General features: G+C 67.2%; 19 protein-coding genes. 11 read left to right on the forward strand and 8 right to left on the reverse strand.

Translation table 11 applies throughout. The features are described from left to right. The first annotated feature begins 906 nt into the window (after window positions 1–906). Window positions 907–2,157: a histidine--tRNA ligase gene (gene hisS / locus B042_RS22420; RefSeq protein WP_197024215.1), complete on the forward strand. Its 1,251-nt coding sequence runs from the start codon at window positions 907–909 to the stop codon at window positions 2,155–2,157. Then, window positions 2,154–3,089, forward strand: coding sequence for a phosphotransferase family protein (locus B042_RS0108650; protein ID WP_028647961.1), 936 nt, complete (start codon window positions 2,154–2,156; stop codon window positions 3,087–3,089). The genes hisS and B042_RS0108650 overlap by 4 nt, the downstream gene beginning before the upstream one ends. A 1-nt stretch (window position 3,090) precedes the next feature. Here the strand turns inward: B042_RS0108650 and B042_RS0108655 are convergent, their stop codons facing one another. From B042_RS0108655 to B042_RS22440, 6 genes are all read right to left on the reverse strand, one after another. After that, window positions 3,091–4,137 (reverse strand): class 1 isoprenoid biosynthesis enzyme, encoded by a 1,047-nt coding sequence (locus B042_RS0108655; RefSeq protein WP_028647962.1) that lies wholly within the window; start codon window positions 4,135–4,137, stop codon window positions 3,091–3,093. After that, a complete protein-coding gene (locus tag B042_RS0108660) occupies window positions 4,131–5,468 on the reverse strand; it encodes an ATP phosphoribosyltransferase regulatory subunit (protein WP_028647963.1) in 1,338 nt (445 codons plus the stop codon). Before B042_RS0108660 ends, B042_RS0108655 begins: the two co-directional genes overlap by 7 nt. 159 nt (window positions 5,469–5,627) lie before the next feature. Further along, window positions 5,628–5,840: a BldC family transcriptional regulator gene (locus B042_RS22425; protein ID WP_051415552.1), complete on the reverse strand. Its 213-nt coding sequence runs from the start codon at window positions 5,838–5,840 to the stop codon at window positions 5,628–5,630. Beyond that, window positions 5,837–6,133 (reverse strand): WhiB family transcriptional regulator, encoded by a 297-nt coding sequence (locus B042_RS22430; protein WP_051415553.1) that lies wholly within the window; start codon window positions 6,131–6,133, stop codon window positions 5,837–5,839. Before B042_RS22430 ends, B042_RS22425 begins: the two co-directional genes overlap by 4 nt. Next, window positions 6,130–6,444 (reverse strand): hypothetical protein, encoded by a 315-nt coding sequence (locus B042_RS22435; RefSeq protein WP_036554354.1) that lies wholly within the window; start codon window positions 6,442–6,444, stop codon window positions 6,130–6,132. Before B042_RS22435 ends, B042_RS22430 begins: the two co-directional genes overlap by 4 nt. Next, window positions 6,441–7,007, reverse strand: coding sequence for an ATP-binding protein (locus B042_RS22440; RefSeq protein ID WP_155988970.1), 567 nt, complete (start codon window positions 7,005–7,007; stop codon window positions 6,441–6,443). The genes B042_RS22435 and B042_RS22440 overlap by 4 nt, the downstream gene beginning before the upstream one ends. A 279-nt stretch (window positions 7,008–7,286) precedes the next feature. On the opposite strand from B042_RS22440, the gene B042_RS24875 reads away from it, so the two are divergent. Continuing rightward, complete coding sequence (locus tag B042_RS24875; protein ID WP_155988972.1) at window positions 7,287–9,323, forward strand: phosphotransferase; 2,037 nt, start codon at window positions 7,287–7,289, stop codon at window positions 9,321–9,323. 182 nt (window positions 9,324–9,505) lie between these two features. On the opposite strand, the gene B042_RS25615 is transcribed toward B042_RS24875, so the two are convergent. Further along, window positions 9,506–9,844 carry a hypothetical protein gene (locus B042_RS25615; RefSeq protein WP_155988974.1) on the reverse strand — a complete coding sequence of 113 codons (339 nt, stop codon included), beginning with the start codon at window positions 9,842–9,844 and terminating at the stop codon, window positions 9,506–9,508. A 634-nt stretch (window positions 9,845–10,478) separates the two neighbouring features. On the opposite strand from B042_RS25615, the gene B042_RS0108695 reads away from it, so the two are divergent. The 8 genes from B042_RS0108695 to B042_RS0108735 all read left to right on the forward strand — a co-directional run bounded on the left by B042_RS0108695 (window position 10,479) and on the right by B042_RS0108735 (window position 18,745). Then, window positions 10,479–11,336, forward strand: coding sequence for an O-methyltransferase (locus B042_RS0108695; protein ID WP_197024217.1), 858 nt, complete (start codon window positions 10,479–10,481; stop codon window positions 11,334–11,336). Then, window positions 11,336–12,286 carry a diiron oxygenase gene (locus B042_RS0108700; RefSeq protein ID WP_231493895.1) on the forward strand — a complete coding sequence of 317 codons (951 nt, stop codon included), beginning with the start codon at window positions 11,336–11,338 and terminating at the stop codon, window positions 12,284–12,286. Before B042_RS0108695 ends, B042_RS0108700 begins: the two co-directional genes overlap by 1 nt. Before the next feature lie 69 nt (window positions 12,287–12,355). After that, on the forward strand, window positions 12,356–12,859 hold the full coding sequence (locus B042_RS0108705) for a GNAT family N-acetyltransferase (protein ID WP_028647967.1): 504 nt from the start codon (window positions 12,356–12,358) through the stop codon (window positions 12,857–12,859). A 107-nt stretch (window positions 12,860–12,966) separates the two neighbouring features. Further along, window positions 12,967–13,983: an SIS domain-containing protein gene (locus B042_RS0108710; protein ID WP_028647968.1), complete on the forward strand. Its 1,017-nt coding sequence runs from the start codon at window positions 12,967–12,969 to the stop codon at window positions 13,981–13,983. Further along, the gene (locus tag B042_RS0108715) at window positions 13,980–15,224 is read left to right on the forward strand and encodes a hypothetical protein (RefSeq protein ID WP_028647969.1); all 1,245 of its coding nucleotides are present in this window, start codon (window positions 13,980–13,982) and stop codon (window positions 15,222–15,224) included. Before B042_RS0108710 ends, B042_RS0108715 begins: the two co-directional genes overlap by 4 nt. A 127-nt stretch (window positions 15,225–15,351) precedes the next feature. Continuing rightward, window positions 15,352–16,575, forward strand: coding sequence for an MFS transporter (locus B042_RS22450; RefSeq protein WP_081748678.1), 1,224 nt, complete (start codon window positions 15,352–15,354; stop codon window positions 16,573–16,575). Window positions 16,576–16,608: 33 nt separating this feature from the next. Continuing rightward, a complete protein-coding gene (locus tag B042_RS22455; RefSeq protein ID WP_081748679.1) occupies window positions 16,609–17,082 on the forward strand; it encodes a gamma-glutamylcyclotransferase family protein in 474 nt (157 codons plus the stop codon). A gap of 235 nt (window positions 17,083–17,317) precedes the next feature. Beyond that, a complete protein-coding gene (locus B042_RS0108735) occupies window positions 17,318–18,745 on the forward strand; it encodes an IS1380 family transposase (protein ID WP_231493883.1) in 1,428 nt (475 codons plus the stop codon). Between the two features lie 413 nt (window positions 18,746–19,158). Here B042_RS0108735 and B042_RS0108740 read toward each other — a convergent pair whose 3' ends face one another. Beyond that, window positions 19,159–19,377, reverse strand: a complete 219-nt coding sequence (locus B042_RS0108740; RefSeq protein WP_028647971.1) for a hypothetical protein — start codon at window positions 19,375–19,377, stop codon at window positions 19,159–19,161. Between the last annotated feature and the right edge of the window lie 29 nt (window positions 19,378–19,406).

A 19,406-nucleotide genomic window follows, 5' to 3' on the forward strand; every position in this document is an offset into this window, starting at 1 on the left:
GGTCCGTGGCCTGGTGTTCGTCGAGGAGGCGGTCGAAGATTCTCTTGGCGGTGTGGCGCTGTTTGCGGGGTGCGTCCAGGTCCTGGCGGAGGATCTCGTCGATGNAGGGCTTGTGGACGTCCAGGCGGGTGGGGCGCGGCGGGAGCTTCTTGCGGGGTTCGGGCCAGGCCGAGTCCAGGGCGCTCTTGACTGTGCGGAAGCCNACCTGGTGTTTGCGCTGGGCCTCGCGGATCGACAGTCCTGCTCTGATGTCGCGCCGGATGGCGGCGTACAGCTCGACCTTCGACGGTGGCATCAGCGCTCCCTCGTGGCGGCTACCACTTCGATGGTGCCACTGCAAGGGCCTGTGTGCTGCCAGAACTCATCGATACATCGATGCGGTGTTCCGGGGCGCTGTCGAGACTGATCGACAAACGCTGTCCACTCTCACAAACAAAGCCAGTGCTCCGTGCACCCGTCAGGCAACCACCATCGGACTGCAAATCAGATGGGCGGCGCGGGGAGGCGACACCATGCACCCCGAGTAGGAGACAAAGACCGCCTCACCGTGTCGTGCGCCCCGCACAGAGAGCTGGAACGCACACCGACCCGTCCTCCTGTGTCCTCCTACCATCGCCGATGTAGCGGTCGTTAGGACTTCAAGCAGCCCCATCCTGGACCGCTTGTCCGTGTGGATCTGGTTGGCCTCGGTCATCGTGCGCAGAGCCGATGCGCCAGGCCCGTGTGAGCTCTGCGGGTGGAGGGCGGACACAGAAGCGGTCGAATCGGGCGTCGATTTTCGCGGGGCGCCGTCAGCTCGCAGTTTCCGCGCGTCCAGATCGGCGAGTTCTCCCCACGTGTTCGGGAGTCCGGTTAGGTTGGGTTTCGGCAGTCGCCATTGAACACACCATCTTGAGGAGAGCGATCGTGGCTCAGCGTCCGTCCCCTGTGCGGGGTATGCGCGATGTCCTGCCCGATGCCGCGGAGCGGCGTCAGTGGTTGGAGTCCACGATCCATCATGAGTTCTCGCGGTTCGGGTACCGCCCCATCGAGACACCAGCCCTGGAGGACCTGAGGTTCCTGGAGTCCGGGCAGGGCGGGGACAACGAGAAGCTGATCTTCAAGACCCTGCGTCGTGGTATCTCGCTGGACGGGGTCACTGACGTGGCTTCGTTGGCGGACTCCGGTCTGCGGTTCGACCTGACGGTGCCGTTGGCCCGTTTCTACGCCACCAACGCCCCCAGCCTGCCCTCTCCGTTCCGCGCGGTGCAGATCGGGCCGGTCTGGCGCGCCGAGCGCCCCCAGCGGGGCCGGTATCGGCAGTTCACCCAGTGCGACATCGACATCCTGGGTGAGGCGTCGCTACTGGCGGAGATCGAACTGCTCAGCGCGGGCAGTCGGGCTCTGGCCGCGGTGGGGTTGGCGGAGTTCACAGTCCGGCTCAACCACCGCCGTCTGCTCACCGGGCTGTTGACCGTGTGCGGGTTTGCGAACGAGACCCACGCGAACGTGCTGATCGTGGTCGACAAGCTCGACAAGATCGGTGTGGAGGGCGTCGAGCGCGAACTCGCCGAAGCGGGCCACCCCCGTTCAGCGATCACCACTTTGTCGGAGGTCCTGGCCAAAGCCGAGTCAGCGACCGAGCCCGACCAGCTCGCCCAGGTGCTGCCCTCGGGGATGGACGAGGAACCCTTGGAGGAGCTGCGCACGATCGCCGCCGCCGTGGTCCTGCCCGAGGCGGCGCACAAGGCACGGCTGGTCATGGACCTGTCGCTGGTGCGCGGGATGGGATACTACACCGGGCCGATCTTCGAGGTGGCCGCGCCCGGCCTGGGCTCCTCGATCGCCGGTGGCGGACGGTACGACGAGATGATCGGGCGGATCGGCGGCCGACCGACGTCGGCCTGCGGGTTCAGCATCGGCTTCGAGCGTCTGGCCGAGGTCCTCGACTCCGCCGCCGTGCGGAGGGAGAGCCGTGTGGCGCTGCTCTGGCGCTCCGAGCAGGACCTGGCGCAGGTCACCACGCACGCGGATCGGCTGCGCGCAGACGGGTACGTGGTGGAGACCGTGCACGTCGGCGGCAAGGGCAAGGGCGTGTACAAGCGGTTGGCCGCCGCCGGGTTCGACCTGGTGGCCCAGGCCCTGGACGGGGCCGAGCCTCGCCCGCTGTCCTCGTGAACACTGCACGACCCCGGTGGGGTGACCTCCCCGCGGCCGTACGCCGGAAGGTCACCCGCTTCCTCGGGGAGGAGGTCGTCAGCGAGGAACCCCAAGACGGCGGGTACACCCCGGCGATGGCGTCTCTGTTGACCACCTCCAGCGGCCGTGCCCTGTTCTGCAAGGCGATGCCGGAGAAGCACCCTCTGTGCGCGACCTTGGCCGCGGAGGCGGCTGTGGCCGCGTCGGCTCCTGCGGGCGCGGCCCTTCCCGGCCTCGTGTGGGAGGGGACGGAAGACGGATGGCGGGTGGTGGTGTTCACCGCCGTGCGCGGTCGGCACGCGAACCTCTCACCTGGTTCGGACGACGTGGCCGCCGTGGTCTCGGCGCTTGACGGTCTGGCTGGCGACCTCACACCCTGCCCGTTCAGCACGGCGCCCACCGCACGCGAGGCGCTCTCACCGCTCCTGAGCGGATGGTCGTCCCTACAAGAACAACCTCCCCCGGAACTCGATCCTTGGGCATTGGCCAATCTCGAACGTCTGGCCGCACTGGAGGAGACGTGGGCCGACCACGCGGGCGGGGACACGCTCACCCACGGCGACATCCGCGCTGACCAGCTCCTCATCGACGTCCAGGAGAGGGTGTGGGTAGTGGACTGGGCGTACCCCTGCCGTGGGGCGGCGTGGATCGACGCGGTGGACCTCGTCACGCCCCTGATCATGAACGGCCACACGCCCGAGGCCGCCGAGAAGCAGGTGGCGGGTTCGGCCCGCTTCGCCACGGCTCCCGCTGCCGCTGTGACTTCCTTCGCCGTCGCGGCGGCCGGGTACTGGGCGCGGGTCTGTCGGCAGGCTCCACCGCCGGGGCCGGGCGGGGTGAGGTTGCGCGCGTTCCAGGCCAGGGCGGCCGATGCCGCCCTGGCCTGGGTGCGTCACCGTCTCGGGGAGTGACTCAGGCGAGCACGGGGCGCAGTTCGTGGAGGACGCGCTGTTGGGCCAGGTCGCTGATGTAAGCGCGGGCCGCCGCACCGATCCCGACCCGGGATAGGTCGCGCAGCGCCTGCTCCACCAGGTCGGCCGCGGTGCGGGCGGCGGCCTGGATGGCACCGGTCGTGGTGAAGGCCAGGCGGATCTCCTCGACCTGCTCGTCCGTGGCGTGGTCTCCCTCGATCACCGGACGCAGCCGGTGGTCGTCAGGCAGGCGCTGGTGGAGTTCGACCAGGAGCAGCGTGCGGCGCAGGTGGCGGATCTCGGCCGGGTCGTCCTTGCCCGCCTCCATCAGGTCCGGGCATCCGGTGGCCAGGTCGTCCACGATCTGCGAGGCGGCGCCGATGGTCTCCAGAATCCGGGCGACGGCCTCGCGTTGGGCGGGGTCTGCGCCGGTGGCGGTGTGGCCGATGCGCCAGGGGAGGCCGTAGCAGTAGTCGCCTGCCTTGTCCTGGTACATGCGCACGATGGCGTCCGTGGTGATGGACTCCAGGTCCCGCTGCCAGAGCAGTTCCTGGAGTTGGCCGTGTTGGGTCCGGCGGACGCACTCCACGACCACGTCCCACAGGGGTGCTCGGTGCTGCGGGTCGGCGTCGTTCAGCAGGTTCCGGGCGAGGGAGAGGAGTAGGTCTGCCCAGAACAGGGCAGCTCCGTTCCCGGCGGTGCCGATGCGGCGTCGGAACGCCTCGGGCAGGGTGGGGTGGCCGAACTTCTCGGTGTCGCCGTCGACGATGTCGTCGTGGATGGCGAACAGGTCTCTGACCACCTGCGGGACCAGGGCGACGGTGCCGAGCCGTTCGACCAGGTCATCGGGGAGTTCGGTGTGGTCGTGGGCCGAGCCGACCAGCGTTAGGACGGGGCGGGGCAGGAGGGAGTCGACCTGGGCGTAGGCCAGGTAGTCCTGTCCCAGTCCGGCCAGGTGCGGGGGCAGGTTCTGTGTCCAGTGGGTGAGGGTCCGCGTCCACAGGGCACCCAGGGGCGGGGAGAAGCGGTCGAGTGTGGTGGTCAGCACGAGGTGGTCTCCGGGATCTGTCGGGCCTGGGCGTAGCGGCCGATGGCGTCGGTGTCGGTGGCCTCCCCCACCCACAGATCGACGCGTCGGCCGTCGATGTGGTCGGAGGTAGTGGCGTAGGCGCGCAGATAGTCACGGACCGGATCGCCGGTCGGTTTCGGGACGAGGAGCCGGTCGGCGGTGCTGTGACCGAAGTGGTGGGCTCGCTGGTGGTTGGGGGTGTCGGTGAAGGTTCCGCAGGCGTCCATGACGGCCAGGAGGCGTTCGATCCCGAAGGCGAAGCCGCTCGCGGGAACGGTTCCGGGCCCGTTGGCGGCGAAGTGGCCAATGAGGTGGTCGTAGCGGCCTCCGCCGGCGATCTCCACGAAGCTGCCGCCCGGTAGGACGACGTCGACCTCGAAGGCCAGGCCGGTGTAGTACTCGTGGCTGCGCACCACGCCCAGGTCCACCGCCACGTTCAGGCCCGCCTGCCGTAGGGCCTGGGCCGTCGATGAGAGTCGCTCCAGATGGCCCGGGGCCACGTCGCCCAGTGCGGCCAGGAGGCCGGGGTCGACGTCGCCGGAGACGTGGTGGGCCATCGCCCGCCAGCGCTCCACCGTCTCGGCGGGGTGGTCCGCGAGCAGGGCGTCCAGACGTGTGTCGAGGCCGGAGGTGCGGTCCGGGTCCTTGCCCGCTCGGCACTCCGCGAGGGCGTCGAGGCACTCCTTGACCGCGACCGTGGTGGTTTCGTCGAAGCCGCTGCGCTCGGCCAGGGCGCGGAAGACGCCGACGTCGCTGATCCGAACGCGTACCGCGTTCCCGGGGGTGCCAAGCGAGCGGAGTGCGCCGACGATGAAGGTGATGATCTCGGCGTCGGCCGCCGCGGACGCGACTCCGAGGATCTCGACGCCGAACTGGCGGAACTCGCGCGCCTTGCCCGGGGAGAGGGTGTCGACCGCTTCGTTGCGCCAGCACGGCAGGTCATAGAAGACCTTCAGCGGCAGGGTCTGGGTGGGCAGGACCGAGGCGAGCCAGCGGGCGACGGAGACCGTGCCCTCGGGGATCAGCACGGCGGGGGTGTTCTGGTGGGTGTGGGTATGGCCGGGCCCGTAGTCGGGGACGTCGAGCTCGAAGACGCCCTTGGGGTTCCACTCGGGCCACGGCGAGGCGCCGACGACCTGGCGGCTGAAGGACGCCTTGCGTTCCAGGGCGGGGACTTCGAGACGGTCGTATCCGCGGGTGTGGGCGTACTGGGCCAGGACGGACTGGGTGTAGTCGCGCTGGCGCAGCTCGGGGCCGAACCGGTCACGGGTTCCCACGAAGGGCTGGGTGTTGCGAGGGGTGTGGGGCACAGGGGGCTCCGTTCGTCGAGGTGTCGTTGTCGGTTGTCGTGTGGTCGTGGAGGGGGCGCGGCGGCACGGGTGGGCTGGGGGTTGTGCCGCCGCGCCGGTTCGTCGGCGCTGACGGTGTCTCGCCCGGTTGGGCGGTGGTCTCGTCGAAGGGACGTGTGCTCAGTTGGCGGGTGTGAGGCGTTCGGTCCACAGGGCGTCGACCTCACTCCTGAGATAGCGGCGGTGGCCGCCCGGGGCGCGGAAGCTGGAGATCCGTCCCTCCTTGGCCCAGCGCGTCACGGTCTGGCTGTCCACACGGAAGAGGGCGGCGACCTCGGCGGGGATGAGGGCCTCCAGGGACGCTGAGGTGTTGTCGCTGTTCAGGGGTGTCATCGGGCCGGTTCCTCTCGTATGTGGGTGGTGGGCTGCAGCGGGGCCAGGTGCGCGCGCCAGTCGTCCACCTGGGGGTTGCGCAGGCGCAGTGCTCGGCGTTCGCGGGCGGTCATGCCGCCCCACAGGCCGGAGTCGATCCGCAGTTCCAGGGCTTCGGCCAGGCACGCCGTGCGTATGGGGCAGGGAGCGCAGATGTGTCGGGCGCGGTGTTGCTGAAGGGTGTTGCCGAACAGGCGGTCGGGGTCGGGCAGGTCGCGGCAGAAGGCGCGGGAGTCGGTGAGGGGTGTGCTCATGTCGGCGGCCGTGTGAAGTGGTGGTGGGCGGGTGTGCAGGGAGTTCGGGAGCATGCGGGTTCCGGACGGGAACGGTCAGCGGGCGCCGTCGTGGCGAGGTCCGTCTCGACGTGCAGGATCTGTCGGTGCAGTTCCTGACCGGTGGACGCGAACAGCGGAGCAACGGGGGCGCTGCCCCGGTAGAAGGCGAAGAAGGCGCGCGAGCCCGGGCCCCACATCACGAGCCAACGGCTCCGGCGACGCAGTTGGAGCTGGCGGGCGGCCATGTACTGGTCGTGGTCGTCCCTGACGTTCCAGGCCACCGTGATCACCACTCGGTATGGTCGGCGGGCCGGGCAAGGTTGCGGTCGATGCGGTCCACCTCGAACCAGACGCTGGTACGACCGTCGTCGTGGTGGATAGTGCCCCACCGGCTCGCGCCCGTCGCGACCAGGTGCAGTCCGCGCCCGCTCTCGTCGTCGGGGTCGAGGGGCCGCAGGTGGGGCACGGTGATCTCCCCGTCGCGGGGGCCGGCGTCGGTGATGCGCACCTGGGTCCGGCCCGCCAGTTTGAAGACGCTGATGGTGATCTCGCCGCCCGGATCGCCCGATCGGGTGTGGCGGATGCAGTTGTTGAACAGTTCCGAGGCGAGCAGTTCGATCGGGCGGAGCTCCCAGTCGGGGAGAGACGCCAGTGTCCGCAGGCGACGGCGCATGATCTTGGCGTAGGCGGGTTCACCAGGGACGGTCATCGCGGAGCCCGTGAACTCGTCGTGGGGCTCCAGCAGGACCGGGGCGCGGTCCGAAGGTGCGGTGGCGCGCTTGGGCAGCGGGGGAACTTCTCGGTTTCCGGTGTCGGTCTCCGTGTTCTTCGCCTGTTCCACCAGTGCGGCCATGTCCCATCACCGTCCTCTCGTACCTGGTCACCGTGCCTTGTGCGGCAGTTCCAGGTCGTTGACGAGTTCTCATTCTTGGGTTGGCGCGCCTTCGGTTCCCATGAGCAGGGGTGATGATCGTTATTACGGTGGTGATGCTTTTGGGAGCAGGGCTGGCGAGGCAGGTGAGGAGCCCGGTTTCATGGGTGGAACATTTCCTCCTTCAAGGGATCCGTGGTGGCGATATGCGCGAATTGCGGCAGGGAGAGGGCACCTGTCGCTGATGTGAAGAAAAGGTGTTTGTGTATACCCAAGGGGTTCTGGGAGATACCTGAGGCGCAGGAGGCTGCTGGACACCTCGACGCGGGCTCGCTGGTACGTCTTCTGCGTTCGCGCACGAACCTGTCCCAGGAGGCTCTCGGCCGGTTGACCGGGCTGTCCCAGTCGATGGTGTCCCAGCTCGAATCGCACAAGCGCGAGTTGAAGGACGTCGTGAAGCTGCGCCGTTTCCTCGACGGACTCGGGGCGCCTCGGGTGACGGCCACTCGCACGCAGCGGGAGAGCATCGAGAGCACCCGGCTGTTGGCGCACGCCGCCCAGGTCACCATGGGCGCGGCGGAGATCGATCCCCACAGGTGGCGTGGCCCGAACATGCCCGAGGCGGCCCTGCCCGTCCGGAGGGTGACGGGAACCGACGTGGACCACGTCGAGACGGTCACCAAGGCGCTGCGGGCCGCTGACTACCGGCTCGGCGGTGGTGCGTGCCTGGACGCGATCATGGCGCACCTGGCCTACGCCCACCGGCTGCTGCGCGCGGCCAAACCCGGGAACCAGGTCGGCCTTCAGCTCTACCGGGCCGTCGCCGATCTGCACAACCTCGCCGGGTGGGCGAGTTTCGACGTCGGCCGTTACAAGGTCGCGGCCGAGCATCTGTCCCTGGCGCTGGAGCAGGCCCGATACATCGAGGAACCCTCGCTGGTGGCCAATGTGCTCTACCGTATGGGGCGCCTGCACCTGCACCGCGGCCACACCCTCCAGGCCCTGCGGTTCCTGCAACTGGGGCAGATCGCCGCCCAGGACTCCGGGTGCGAGCGCACCGTCGCGCTCATGTGCGCCAACGCTGCCTGGGCCTACGCCGTCCTCGATGACCACAAGCGCTCGATGGACTCCCTCGCCCGCGCCCACGACGCCTTCGCGCGCGCCGATGCGGACACCACCCCGTGGGTGCGGTTCTTCCGCGAAGCCGACCTGGACGCCATGTCCGGGGTCGTCAACGCCGCACTCCCCACACCCTCGCTCGGTGCGCGTCATCGACCAGCTCGCCCCACTCCAGCAAGCCGCTCTGGCCTACCGGCCCCGGGGCGAGACCGCCGAACTCGCCGCCGAGATTGCTACTCTTCGCACATCATGAGCACCACTCCCGCTCCCTCCACCAGCCCCCGCTTCGCCCTCACCCGCGACCGCGTCCACGACGTTCTCGCGGCCCTGTGCGAGGAGGCCGGGCTGGGAGCCAAGGCCGCTGGTGACGCCGAGCTGATCAAGTTCACCAACAACGCCGTCTACCGCCTCCCCCGTGTGGGGTTGGTGGTGCGCATCGCCGGATCGGCGACCGTGGCCGAACGCGTCCCCGTCGTCATCCAAGCGGCCCGGTGGCTCGCCCAGCACGACGCTCCGACGGTGCGGTTGGTCGAGGATATCCCCCAGCTGGTGCGGGTCGGTGGGGCGACAGCGACTTTCTGGCACCTGGTGCCCTCCACCGGCCCCGAACCGACAGGGACCGATCTGGGCCGCATCCTCCGGCGCCTCCATGCCCTGCCCGCCCCGGGTTTCGCGCTGCCGTCGTGGGAGCCGTTCGCGCGCATCCGCAGCCGCATCGCGGACGCCGAAGGGCTGGCCGAGGCCGATCGGGTCTTCCTCACCGAGCGCACCGACCACCTGGAGCTCCTGGTCCAGGACCTGGAGTTCGAACTCCCCGCCGGGGTGCTTCACGGCGACCCGTTCATGGGCAACCTCATCCCCGGCCCTAACGGCCCGGTGATCTGCGACTTCGACAGCCTCAGCCACGGCCCTCGCGAATGGGACCTGATCCCCGCGGCCGTCGGCAAGGTCCGCATGGATTACCCCACCGACCACCACAGCCCGCTCGCGGCCGAGTACGGGTTCGACGTCCTCACTTGGCCCGGGTTTCCTGTCCTGCGCCAGCTCCGCGAGCTCAGGCTCGTCACCAGCGTCCTGCCGGTCCTGAACACCAACCCCGGCCTCCGCACCCAGTGGCGCCACCGCCTCGACACCCTCCAGCGCAGCGACACCACCACCCGCTGGTCCACCTACAGGTAGACACGCACCAGGTGACGGGAGGCGATCCCGGCACACGCCACAGCCTCCAGCAGACCCAGTGCAAGACACCTGTCTCTGAACACCGTCAAGCGCTACGCGCGCGTTCCCGAACCCGACCGGCTGCGCCGTGCCCGTGCAGCACCTCTTCGGCGGGATTCGCCAGCTCGGCTACCAGGGAAGCCTCAACCTGCTCTAGCCTGCTCGACAGCGACCGGGAGTCGGTCCCGCCCAAGGCCTTCGGCAAGCTTCTCCTGGCCCGCCCCGAACGGCTCACACCCGAAGAGGGCCAGACTCTCACCGAGCTGACCGAGGCATGCCCGGAGATAACGCGGCTGGCCGACCACATCGGCGGCTTCACCCGGCTCCTGGAACCCGCCCCGGGCAACGCCGAGGACCTGACCGCGTGGATCGCCGACGTTCGTGAGGACGATCCTCCCCGCCTGCACGCCTTCACCCGCGGACTTGACCACGACCGGGCCGCGGTCGACGCGGTGGAACCGCCCGAACCCGAGGACCGTCACGTCCTCGCGGCCGCCGTCCGGGAACGGTCACGGATGTGCTTACCCGGCCTCAACGGGATGGCCCGCACCGCGATGCGAGCGGGCCGGCGGTTCCGGGCCCAGAATCCCTGAGATCCGGCAGACCCGTGACCGCTGAGTGGCCGGAACCGGTCACTGCGCCTTTCCATGTGCCGCAGCCGAGGAGTCCGTCGATGCCGACGGCCGACATGCCGCTGTGCCGAACCGGCACTGTTGATCTCGGTGCAGGCCACGGCTGTCACCTTGGGATTCGGTTCCATTCCAGCCGACCGATAGCCCGGCGGCGGTCGTTCGCGTGCAAGGAAAACGGTCAGGCCAGCCGCCCGGCAGAAAGTCTCCCATACCCACAAAAACACCCCAAAGGGTGCAAAACGGAAGTCTGATTTGGGCGTGGATCTCATATTTTGGACACATGAAAGATGCGTTGCCCGAGTTCGTGCGGTATACATCTATGCCGAGAACGATTTACCCGGCCACGCAGAGCCTTCCGTCAAAGGCGACAGTCGGACACCTGCAGACATCCCGCCTCCCATTTCAGGAGCTTCTGCACATGACCACCCCTTCGTTGGGCTGCCCTAGGCCATCGGGAACAGCGTACTCCTCTATCGACGCCACATTGAGTCAGTTTTCCGAGTACCGTGACTTTCGATCTGGAGCCCTGGATCGCGCTGTTTACAGCAAATTGATCGAGCAGAGCTCCGATGAGCTACTCGAGGCCGGCCTCAACAGAGACCAGATGAATCTATCGACTCGCTTCCCTCTCGACGATCTCGCGTTCGTCAAAGAGACGATCACCTCGCTTCGCCAGCAGTCGGTCCTACCCGACAGAGACTTCTCCACTTCGGGATATTCGGACTGGGAGCGCCTGGTCGCATCATTGTACGACCACGGCGGGAACATGACCTATATATTTCCGGAGGAGGCGCTGTTGATCCACGCCCTCGCCTCGGTCATCAAGCCTCGGCATGCGGTTTTCGCTGGTTCCTACTACGGATTCTGGGCGATCTGGGCGGTGCGGGAGGTCGTCGCCGCAGGCGGTGAGGTCACCCTGATCGACACGGATGACACCGTCATGCACCTGGCCCAACGGAACTTCGAACGCCTGGGCGTGTCAGAAAACGTCAACTTCGTCGTGGCGGATGCGATCTCCTACTCGCGGGCGGAGCTCGCCGACATCGACTTCGTTGCGCTCGACGCGGAGGGGCCGAAGTCCTGCGCGGATGAGGACCTGCGGGACAAGGCGATCTACTATCCCATCACGCAAGCGATAGCCCCGGCGATGCTTCCTGGGGCGATTCTTCTGGCCCACAATGTCCTACTGGAGAACGTGACGCAGAACGCGTACTTCGAGGAGCGCATCGCCTACAACGAGCTCCAGTACGCGCGCTGGCACAGTTTTCTCTCAGAGCAATTCGACTTCCGTATATCCTATCCATCCACAGAAGGGGTGGGGATCTACCGGAAGGCTCGATGATGTGCGGATCCACAGGGTTAGCCGTCGGCTGTCAAGCGCAGTTCTCGTGTCCCAAAGAGCTGTTCCGCACAGGAGCCTCAGAAGAGCCGCAGAACGACTATCGCAGTCCGTTCCGGGACTGGCATGAGCGCGCCAGTGTTCGCAAGGAACCCCGCCGAGTCCTTTCCCCGTCGGACGACCGATACCTCCTGTTTGATGCCGACCTCGTTCCCACGAGCTCCCACATCCTGGTCCAAGAGCTTCCCGATCCTCAGCGGAACGAGGTGCTGACGCAGCACCTGTACCGCTACCTAAAGTTCACCACGCAGTTGGAGCAGCTGGTGGTGAACAAGACGATGCTGGACATCGCCTATGGCCGTATCGGCGTCGACCTCCCCCGCGGAATGGTGTTCGACGCGCACAAGATCTACTGTGACGAGGCCTACCACGCCCTCTTCTCAATGGATATGTACCGCCAGGTCATCGATGCCACCGGCGTGGCACCCCGCATCGGCTCCGACCCCCATTTCTTCCGCAGACTGCGACGTCTACTCGAGGACGTCGACCCGTCGATGAGGCTCCTGGTGGAACTGCTATTCGTGTTCTGCTCCGAGACCCTCATATCCGGGACTCTGGACAGCGGGCGCGATCAGCAGGTGGACCCGGCGGTTCACGAGATGGTCAAAGACCATGCGAAGGACGAGGGAAAGCACCACGCCTACTTCGCATCGTTCCTCTTCCATCTGTGTCCCCAGATCCATACCAAGTACCAGGAATCAGCCGCAGCGCTGATCCCGGACCTGATCATGACATTCCTAGAGCCGGACAGGGAATCGCTGGTAAGTGAACTGTGCGGATACGACCTAAGCCAGGACGAGGCCGAGCAGGTCGTCGCGGAGACGTTCACCAGAGATGTCGTCAGAGACATACGCGCGGGCGACCGCGCGTCACACACTCAGATACTGCCGTGAAGCCGGAGTGCTCGACCATCCCGCGGCAGTAGAGCGATTTCACGAGCTTGGATTGATCGAGGAGGATCAATGACCGGCGCCTATGCAATCCGCCCCGCAGAAATCTCGGACCTGGAAGGGATCCGGGAGATTCTGAACCATTTTATCCGCACGAGTGACGCGACCCTGGACTACGACGAAAAGTCCGAAGCCGACATGGAGTCCTGGTATAAGTCCCATAACGACCGCTATCCCGTCTACGTCTGCCATGAAGAATCCGGGCGTGTTGTCGGTTACGCGTCCCTCAGCCCGTTCGCCGCTCGGGCCGGTTACCAGGCGAGCGCGGAGATCTCGGTCTACGTCCGGGAGGAGGCCCAGTCCCGGGGAACCGGAATCGCCTTGTGCGAACGGATGACCTCGCTGGGGATGGAGACCGGTTTCACCGCGATCACCGCGATCATGACATCGACGAACAAGCCGTCCATCCGCATGGTCGAGATCCTCGGTTACCAGCGCACCGGGAGCCTTCGGAACATCGGTGCGAAATTCGGACGGCCTGTCTCCTTGGAGATCTACCAGATCTACCCCCAGTAGGAGCTCTTGAGTGGTTCTCCCGCAGGCGCGAGGACCACGAACGGTCAACGATGCGACACAACTGCATCGAACGGAGCATTTTCCTGCACGCGCACAGAGGAGACACGATGAGTACCCTGCATTTCGACCGCCATGTCGCCGAACAACCCGACACCGTACGACGGCTACTCACCGATCCTGAGGTCCCGGCGTTGGATCCGGGACGACCGATCGTCTTCACAGGTATCGGAACCTCGCTGCACGCGGCGCAGATCGCCGCCGGATGGGTGGAGGCCCTTACCCACGGCCGTGTTCGGGCGTCGGCGGTCAACGCCCACGACCTGGCCGTGACCAGTGCGGTGCAGCCGACCGACCAGGTCGTGGTGATCAGTCATCGGGGGACGAAGCGCTACCCGAACATGGTGCTGCGCAAGGCCTCCGAGGTCGGAGCCGCGACGGTGTGCATCACCGGGGTCGGCCAGGCCGAACCCGAGGCGAACCTGGTGCTGCGGACCTGTCCCCAGGAAAAGGCGAGTACGCACACGGTTTCCCACACTGCCGCGCTGACGGTTCTCGCCCGACTCGTCGGCGCCCTCCTCGAGGATGCCGCGTCCGAACTCATCGACGCGCTGAGGGATGTCCCCGGGCAACTGGAGCGCGCGCTCGCATTCCGCCCGTCCGCCGCAGCGGTGGATGCACTGGTCCGCGACGAAGGGGTTCCCGCACTCATCGCGGGCACGGGAACGGACGCCATCACGGCACAGGAGGTCGCGCTCAAGCTGAAGGAGGGCACCTATCGGTGGGTCGAAGGAATGCACACCGAGTTCGCGCTCCACGGCACCCCAGCGGTGTTCCGGCCCGGAATGTCGGCCTTCCTCATCGCCCCGTCCGGGGAAGACGGGGGAAGATACGAGGATCTCTCCGGCTTTCTGGGAAAACTCGGTGCCCGGGTCCTGCGCTGCGCCGACGATGACCATGCGGACCTCCGGTTTGCCCGGACACACCCTCTGATGCGGCCGATCGTCGCCACGCTCCCCTTCCACCTGCTGGTGTCGGAGGTCGCCCGTGAGGTCGGGTCCAGTCCCGACCTGACCCATTTCGAGGCCGAGGCCTGGAAAGCCGCGTTCTCGCAGGTGACCCTGTGAGCGGGGCCCCGTCCACCGGCGACGCGGTGACCCGCGCGTACTTCGAGGCCTGTGAAACGGGTGATCTGGCGGAGGCCGTCTGGAAGGCCCCCTTCCCCCGGTCGTTCCGTGACCTTTGGTGGGACCGCCTGCTGGCCCGCCCGCTGTTCATCCCCGAGGCCGAGATGAACCGGCTCGTCGATGACCTCGGCACATATTTCGACCTCCTCGTCGACCTCCCCGAGCGGCTTTTCGGCGGCGATCTCCATCAGTATGGCAAGGCCGTCGGGATGGCGCGGCCGCGTGTCGAACTGCTCAGCAGGTTCCACAGCACGTCACCCACACGTTTCGGGCGGGCCGATCTGTACCGCGACGGTGACGGCTTCAAACTGCTGGAGTTCAACGTCGCCAGCGATGTCGGAGGCATCGAGTACTCCGAGTTCAACCGGAGTCTCATGGAGGTTCCGGTGTTCGAGGACTTCGCCGCTGGGTTCGGCCTCGGCCACGTTCACACCGGCGAGCACCTCGCATCGCTCTGGCGTGAGGCGGCGGCCCGCGCCGGGCGGGGGACCGAGCCGACGGTCGCGGTGATCGGTGCTAACGGGAACACCCGCACACTCGAAAAACTGCTGGTCGCCATGCAGGAGATGATGGCCCGTCTGGGGGTTCCGATGCGTGTCGGTGAGATCCCCCAGGTGCGGTCCAGGAGCGGACTGGTAGAACTCGACGGTGAGCCGATCGACATCGTGCTCCGGTTCTTCACCGTGGACGACCTCTGGGAGGACCCGGAGCTGCTCTCCCGCGCAGAGGTCCTCTTCCATGCGCACGAGGAGGACCGGGTTCTGCTCTGGACGACCCTCGACAGCTCCCTGTACTCGAACAAGGGGGCCATGGGGCTGATCTCGCGGGCGCGGTCGGAAGGAGCATTCAGCGACCGTGAGCTCGCACTGGTCGACCGCCTGCTCCCGTGGAGCAGGGTGCTCGGCCGGGGGACGCCCCAGTGTGACGGCGAAGAGGTCGACCTGTTCGAGTACTGCCGTGCCAACCGGGCCGACCTCGTGTTGAAACCCAATCAGGGGTTCGGCGGCCAAGACGTCATCGCGGGATGGGAGGTGTCCGACCGCGAATGGCGGGAGCGGCTCGCCCGATGCCGGGGGCAGGACTGGATCGTCCAGAGACGGGTCGTTCCACGGGAGGACGTCATCGTGGACGTCGGAACCCGCGAGAGCCGCCGATGGGCCTCCACATGGGGGTCTTCCTGACCCCTGCCGGGTATGGCGGCTCGATGGTCAGAGGCCTTCCGGTGGACGGACCGACCGTCCTCTACTTCGGAAACCGGGACGCGAGAAGCACCGGCGTATTCACCTACCCTGAAGCGGAGCTCCGCTCATGACGGCACAAGACGCCCCACAGGATCAGACCCGGTCACAGTTGGGTCCCGACTTCCGTTCGCTCTGGCATGGCCAGATCGCGAGCATGGTGGGAAGCCAGGTCGGCGACGTCGCGATCCGGCTACTCGTCGCGACGGTGCTCGCCGCGACCCCCCTGCAACTGGGACTGCTGTCCGCGGCCCAGACCGCGGCGTTCCTGATCGTCGGCCTCCCGGCCGGAGTCTGGCTTGACCGCGTGCGGTGCCGTTCGGTGCTCATCGTCGCCGATATTGTCCGCGCCGTACTCCTGGCCACCATTCCCGTCGCCTGGTGGCTTGGCTACCTCTCGTTCGCCCAAGTGCTGGCCGTGGTCTTCTTCTCGGGCATCGCCCACGTGTTCTTCGACGTCGGTTACCAGACCTATCTGCCCAGGCTGGTGGACCGGGAGCAGTTGGTCGTGGCGAACGCCAGGCTGGAATCGAGCCGCTCGGCGGCGGCCGCCGCCGGACCCGCGTCCGCCGGTGCCCTCATCCAGGCGATGCAGGCGGCCAACGTCATCCTGATCAACGCCGTGACGTACATTCTCTCCGCGGTCATGATCAGGCGGATCAAGTCCACCGAGGCCCTCCCCCCGGCGCGGCCGCGCAACATTCGCGCCGAGATCCGGGACGGACTGCGGTTCGTGGTCCGCCACCCGATCCTGCGCGCCCTCAGTGGAGCCGCGGCCACCTACAACTTCTGCTACGGCATGCTGCTGCCGACCGTCATCGTGCTGCTCGTCACCGATCTCGGACTCACCGAGGGAATGGTCGGCCTGCTGTTCACCTGCGCGGGCATCGGCGGGTTCGGAGGTGCGCTGATCGCCCGCCGCGTCATCGAACGCGTCGGTCTGGCGAAGGCACTGATCGCCACCGAGATCGTGGCAGGGCCGCTGGTACTCGCGTTGATGCTCACGGCTCCGGGATGGGGCCTGATCGTCTTCGCCGTGTCCTACCTGCTCCTTCACCTCGCGCTTTCGATCTTCAACGTGGCCAGTGTGAGTCTGCGGCAGTCGCTGTGCCCGCACGAATTCATGGGCCGGGTCACGGCCAGCATGCGATTCGTCGCCTCGGGCGCCCTGCCTCTGGGGGGGCGTTGCCGGTGGTGTCGCCTTGGAGCTGATCGGTACCGATGGCACGCTCCTCCTCGCTGGCTGCGGTCTGCTTGGCACCGTGGTCTGGCTCCTGGCGTCCCCCTTGCGTAACGGAACGACTGGCCTCGCCACGGAAGGGAATTCATGAGGAACGACATGCCGGAACGCCGCCGGCTTCCCCGGGTGCCGGCCGAGTTGTTCGTCTACGGGAGTCTCACCGTCCACGAAGTGCTGCGGTCGATCCTGCGGCGCGAGCCCGGGACACGACCGGGATCGGCCCGGGGTTGGCGCGTCGCGGCTGTGCGTGACCGGGTCTACCCAGCGCTCGTGGCGGGAGAGAAGACCGTCCACGGCCTGGTATTGACCGACCTCAGTCCCACAGAGTGGGACCTGCTCGACAGATTCGAGGCCCCCGCGTACGACTTGGTCGAGATCCGGTTGACCGACGGCAGCACCGCCTGGACCTATGTGTGGGGAGGAACCCCGGACCGGATCTCGGACGACGACTGGGATCGTGACCGTTTCTGCGCCGACGAACTCCCGCGTTATCTCGAACTCACCATCGCATGGTGCGATTCGGTACGGTCCTCCGCGCCCGTCTCCGAGGATTCGCCATGACGGGCTCGATCACCCGCACCGCGCCGCGTCGCGTGGTGATCGTCGACGCCTATTCCACGGGACGCCTACTGACATACGAGCTCGCGGGCAGGGGCGCTCACCTGATCCACGTTCAGCCCCGACTATTCAGCTGAATTGGGGTCCCTGACGACCCGAAAACACGAAAGGTGCCCTGACCTGCAAGGATGCGAGTGTCGAAATCGTATCCGGTACACAAGTCAGGAGCACCTTTCTGGTGAGCGACCCTACACCGTGGGACCAACGCCTGTACGTGACCTCCGACGGCAAGAACCTCATCGGACACGCAGGAGCCGTGCTCCTGCGTAAGCTCGCCGACCGCACCGGACTCACCCGAGCCCTGTCCGGCACACTGCCCTCCAGCACCGCCAACACCTGGCGGGACCGGGCCACGGTACTCGTCCACCTGGCGGTGGCGATCGCACTCGGCACGCGCAGCCTGCTGGAAGCCGAACAACTGGGTCTGCACCAGCAGCCGTTGCCGGGCACCCCCGCCTCGGACTCGACCACCCGCCGGCTCCTGGCCGCCATGGACGAAGCGATGACAGCCAAGATCGCGAAAGCGCGGCGACGGATCCGCCGCCACGTGTGGACACTGCTACACCTGCGACCAGGCGGATTTCCGTACCTGACCGTGGCCGGACGGCACCTGAAGGGGTGGATCGTCGTCGACCTGGACGCCACCGTCACCACGAGCGCCTCCAAGAAGGAGAAAGCCGCACCCACGTTCAAGGGCACGTTCGGGTTCCACCCGCTGGGAGCCTGGTGCGCCAACACCGGCGAGAGCCTGGCGATGCACCTGCGGCCCGGCAACGCTGGAGCCAACACCGTCGATGACCACGTGCGTGTCCTGGCCGACGCCCTCGACCAGGTCCCCGGCCCGGCCCGCGCCAAGCTCCTCATCCGCATCGACGGTGCGGGCGCCACGCACGAGTTGTTGAAGCACCTGGAAGCGCTGAACACCACCCGGCGCACCGTCCGCTACACGGTGGGCTGGAAGATCACATCCGCCGACGAGGCCGCGATCGCCCGCCTGCCCGAGAGCGCGTGGGAAACAGCGCTGGCCCAGGACGGAAGCCTCCAGGAGGGCTACCAGATCGCGGAGCTGACGGGGGTGAACACGCGCCAGGGCTGGCCCGAGGGCCTGCGGCTGATCGTCCGTCGGGTCCGTCCCTGGGGCCGGCACGCCAAGAAGCTGACCGCCCTGGAGAAGCACACCGGGTGGAAGTACGCGGTCCTGGCCACCAACATCGGCCGCATGCACCGCATCGCCGGATCCCGCCAGATCCAATTCCTGGACGCGCTGCACCGCGACCACGCCGAGGTCGAGGACCGGGTGCGCACGAACAAGGCCATGGGGCCGGCCAACCTCCCCTCCCAGTCCTGGACGGTGAATCGCGGCTGGGTGCTCGCCGCGAATCTCGCCTGTGACCTGGATGCTTGGCTGCGGCTGCCCACTCTTCACGACCAGGCGGACCTGGCCGGCGCCGAGCCGGACACCATGCGCTTTCGCCTCTACCATCTGCCCGCCCGTCTGGCTCGTCATGCGAGGCGCCGCTACCTGCGTTTGGAGCGCACCTGGCCCTGGGCCGAGGCATTCACCGCCTGCTGGGCGAGGCTGAACGTGCTTCCGGCCGTCACCTGACGGCTGTGTCCCGTCCTGACAAGGACCGGGAAGGAAGGGCCTGTTCCCAGGCCTGTGGAACCCGGCGCACCCCGCGGCGTCACGCGACGGCCCGTCCTCCCCCGGCGGAGGACATTACGGGCAAACTGCCGGGCAGGTCAGCGGCCGATCCCCGCTGAGGAATCGAGGCCAAGCGTGACACGACGATGCCCTACGCCACCACCGGAATGGCGACAGAGCCCTTATCTTTACAGTCCCCGCCCTGCTTGTGCCAGTTAGTGAAGTTTATCCCCTGGCGTCCCACTTGAGCCTGACACAGAGGGTACCCGCAACGAAGCAATGGGAGAAGCGCCGAGACCAGCGCTGACACACCCGGCTCCAGCGCCCCTCCACCGCACGAGTACGGACCCGAAGCCCGACTCACCGGTCAGGATTCATTTGGTCCCCTCTTCAAGGCGCAGAGCGACACCCAGAGCAAAGAAGGTGGGAGCCCACTCCCCCACGAAGATGCCCCACCGGTCGGCCCGGTCCGTACCGGCTTCTTCCTTCTTCTTCGAAAGGGTCCAGGCCAGAAAGGACAGACCGATACTGGCAGTTCCTGCGGCGTAGGCCATCTCCGAGGTGACGCCCAGCTCGGACAGCTTCGCGATCATAGTGACTCCCACATAGTGGATAACGGTCT

The organism is Nocardiopsis sp. CNT312 (assembly GCF_000515115.1).
Lineage (GTDB): Bacteria > Actinomycetota > Actinomycetes > Streptosporangiales > Streptosporangiaceae > Nocardiopsis.

What these genes read in the sequence shown, in the direction of transcription:
- B042_RS22440 (WP_155988970.1), bottom strand. Translation starts at nt 7,007, where the DNA reads ATGGCCGCACTGGTGGAACAGGCGAAGAACACGGAGACCGACACCGGA.
- B042_RS22450 (WP_081748678.1), top strand. Translation starts at nt 15,352, where the DNA reads ATGACGGCACAAGACGCCCCACAGGATCAGACCCGGTCACAGTTGGGT.
- B042_RS22455 (WP_081748679.1), top strand. Translation starts at nt 16,609, where the DNA reads ATGAGGAACGACATGCCGGAACGCCGCCGGCTTCCCCGGGTGCCGGCC.
- B042_RS22430 (WP_051415553.1), bottom strand. Translation starts at nt 6,133, where the DNA reads ATGAGCACACCCCTCACCGACTCCCGCGCCTTCTGCCGCGACCTGCCC.
- B042_RS0108710 (WP_028647968.1), top strand. Translation starts at nt 12,967, where the DNA reads ATGAGTACCCTGCATTTCGACCGCCATGTCGCCGAACAACCCGACACC.
- B042_RS0108700 (WP_231493895.1), top strand. Translation starts at nt 11,336, where the DNA reads ATGTGCGGATCCACAGGGTTAGCCGTCGGCTGTCAAGCGCAGTTCTCG.
- B042_RS0108740 (WP_028647971.1), bottom strand. Translation starts at nt 19,377, where the DNA reads ATGATCGCGAAGCTGTCCGAGCTGGGCGTCACCTCGGAGATGGCCTAC.
- B042_RS22425 (WP_051415552.1), bottom strand. Translation starts at nt 5,840, where the DNA reads ATGACACCCCTGAACAGCGACAACACCTCAGCGTCCCTGGAGGCCCTC.
- B042_RS0108705 (WP_028647967.1), top strand. Translation starts at nt 12,356, where the DNA reads ATGACCGGCGCCTATGCAATCCGCCCCGCAGAAATCTCGGACCTGGAA.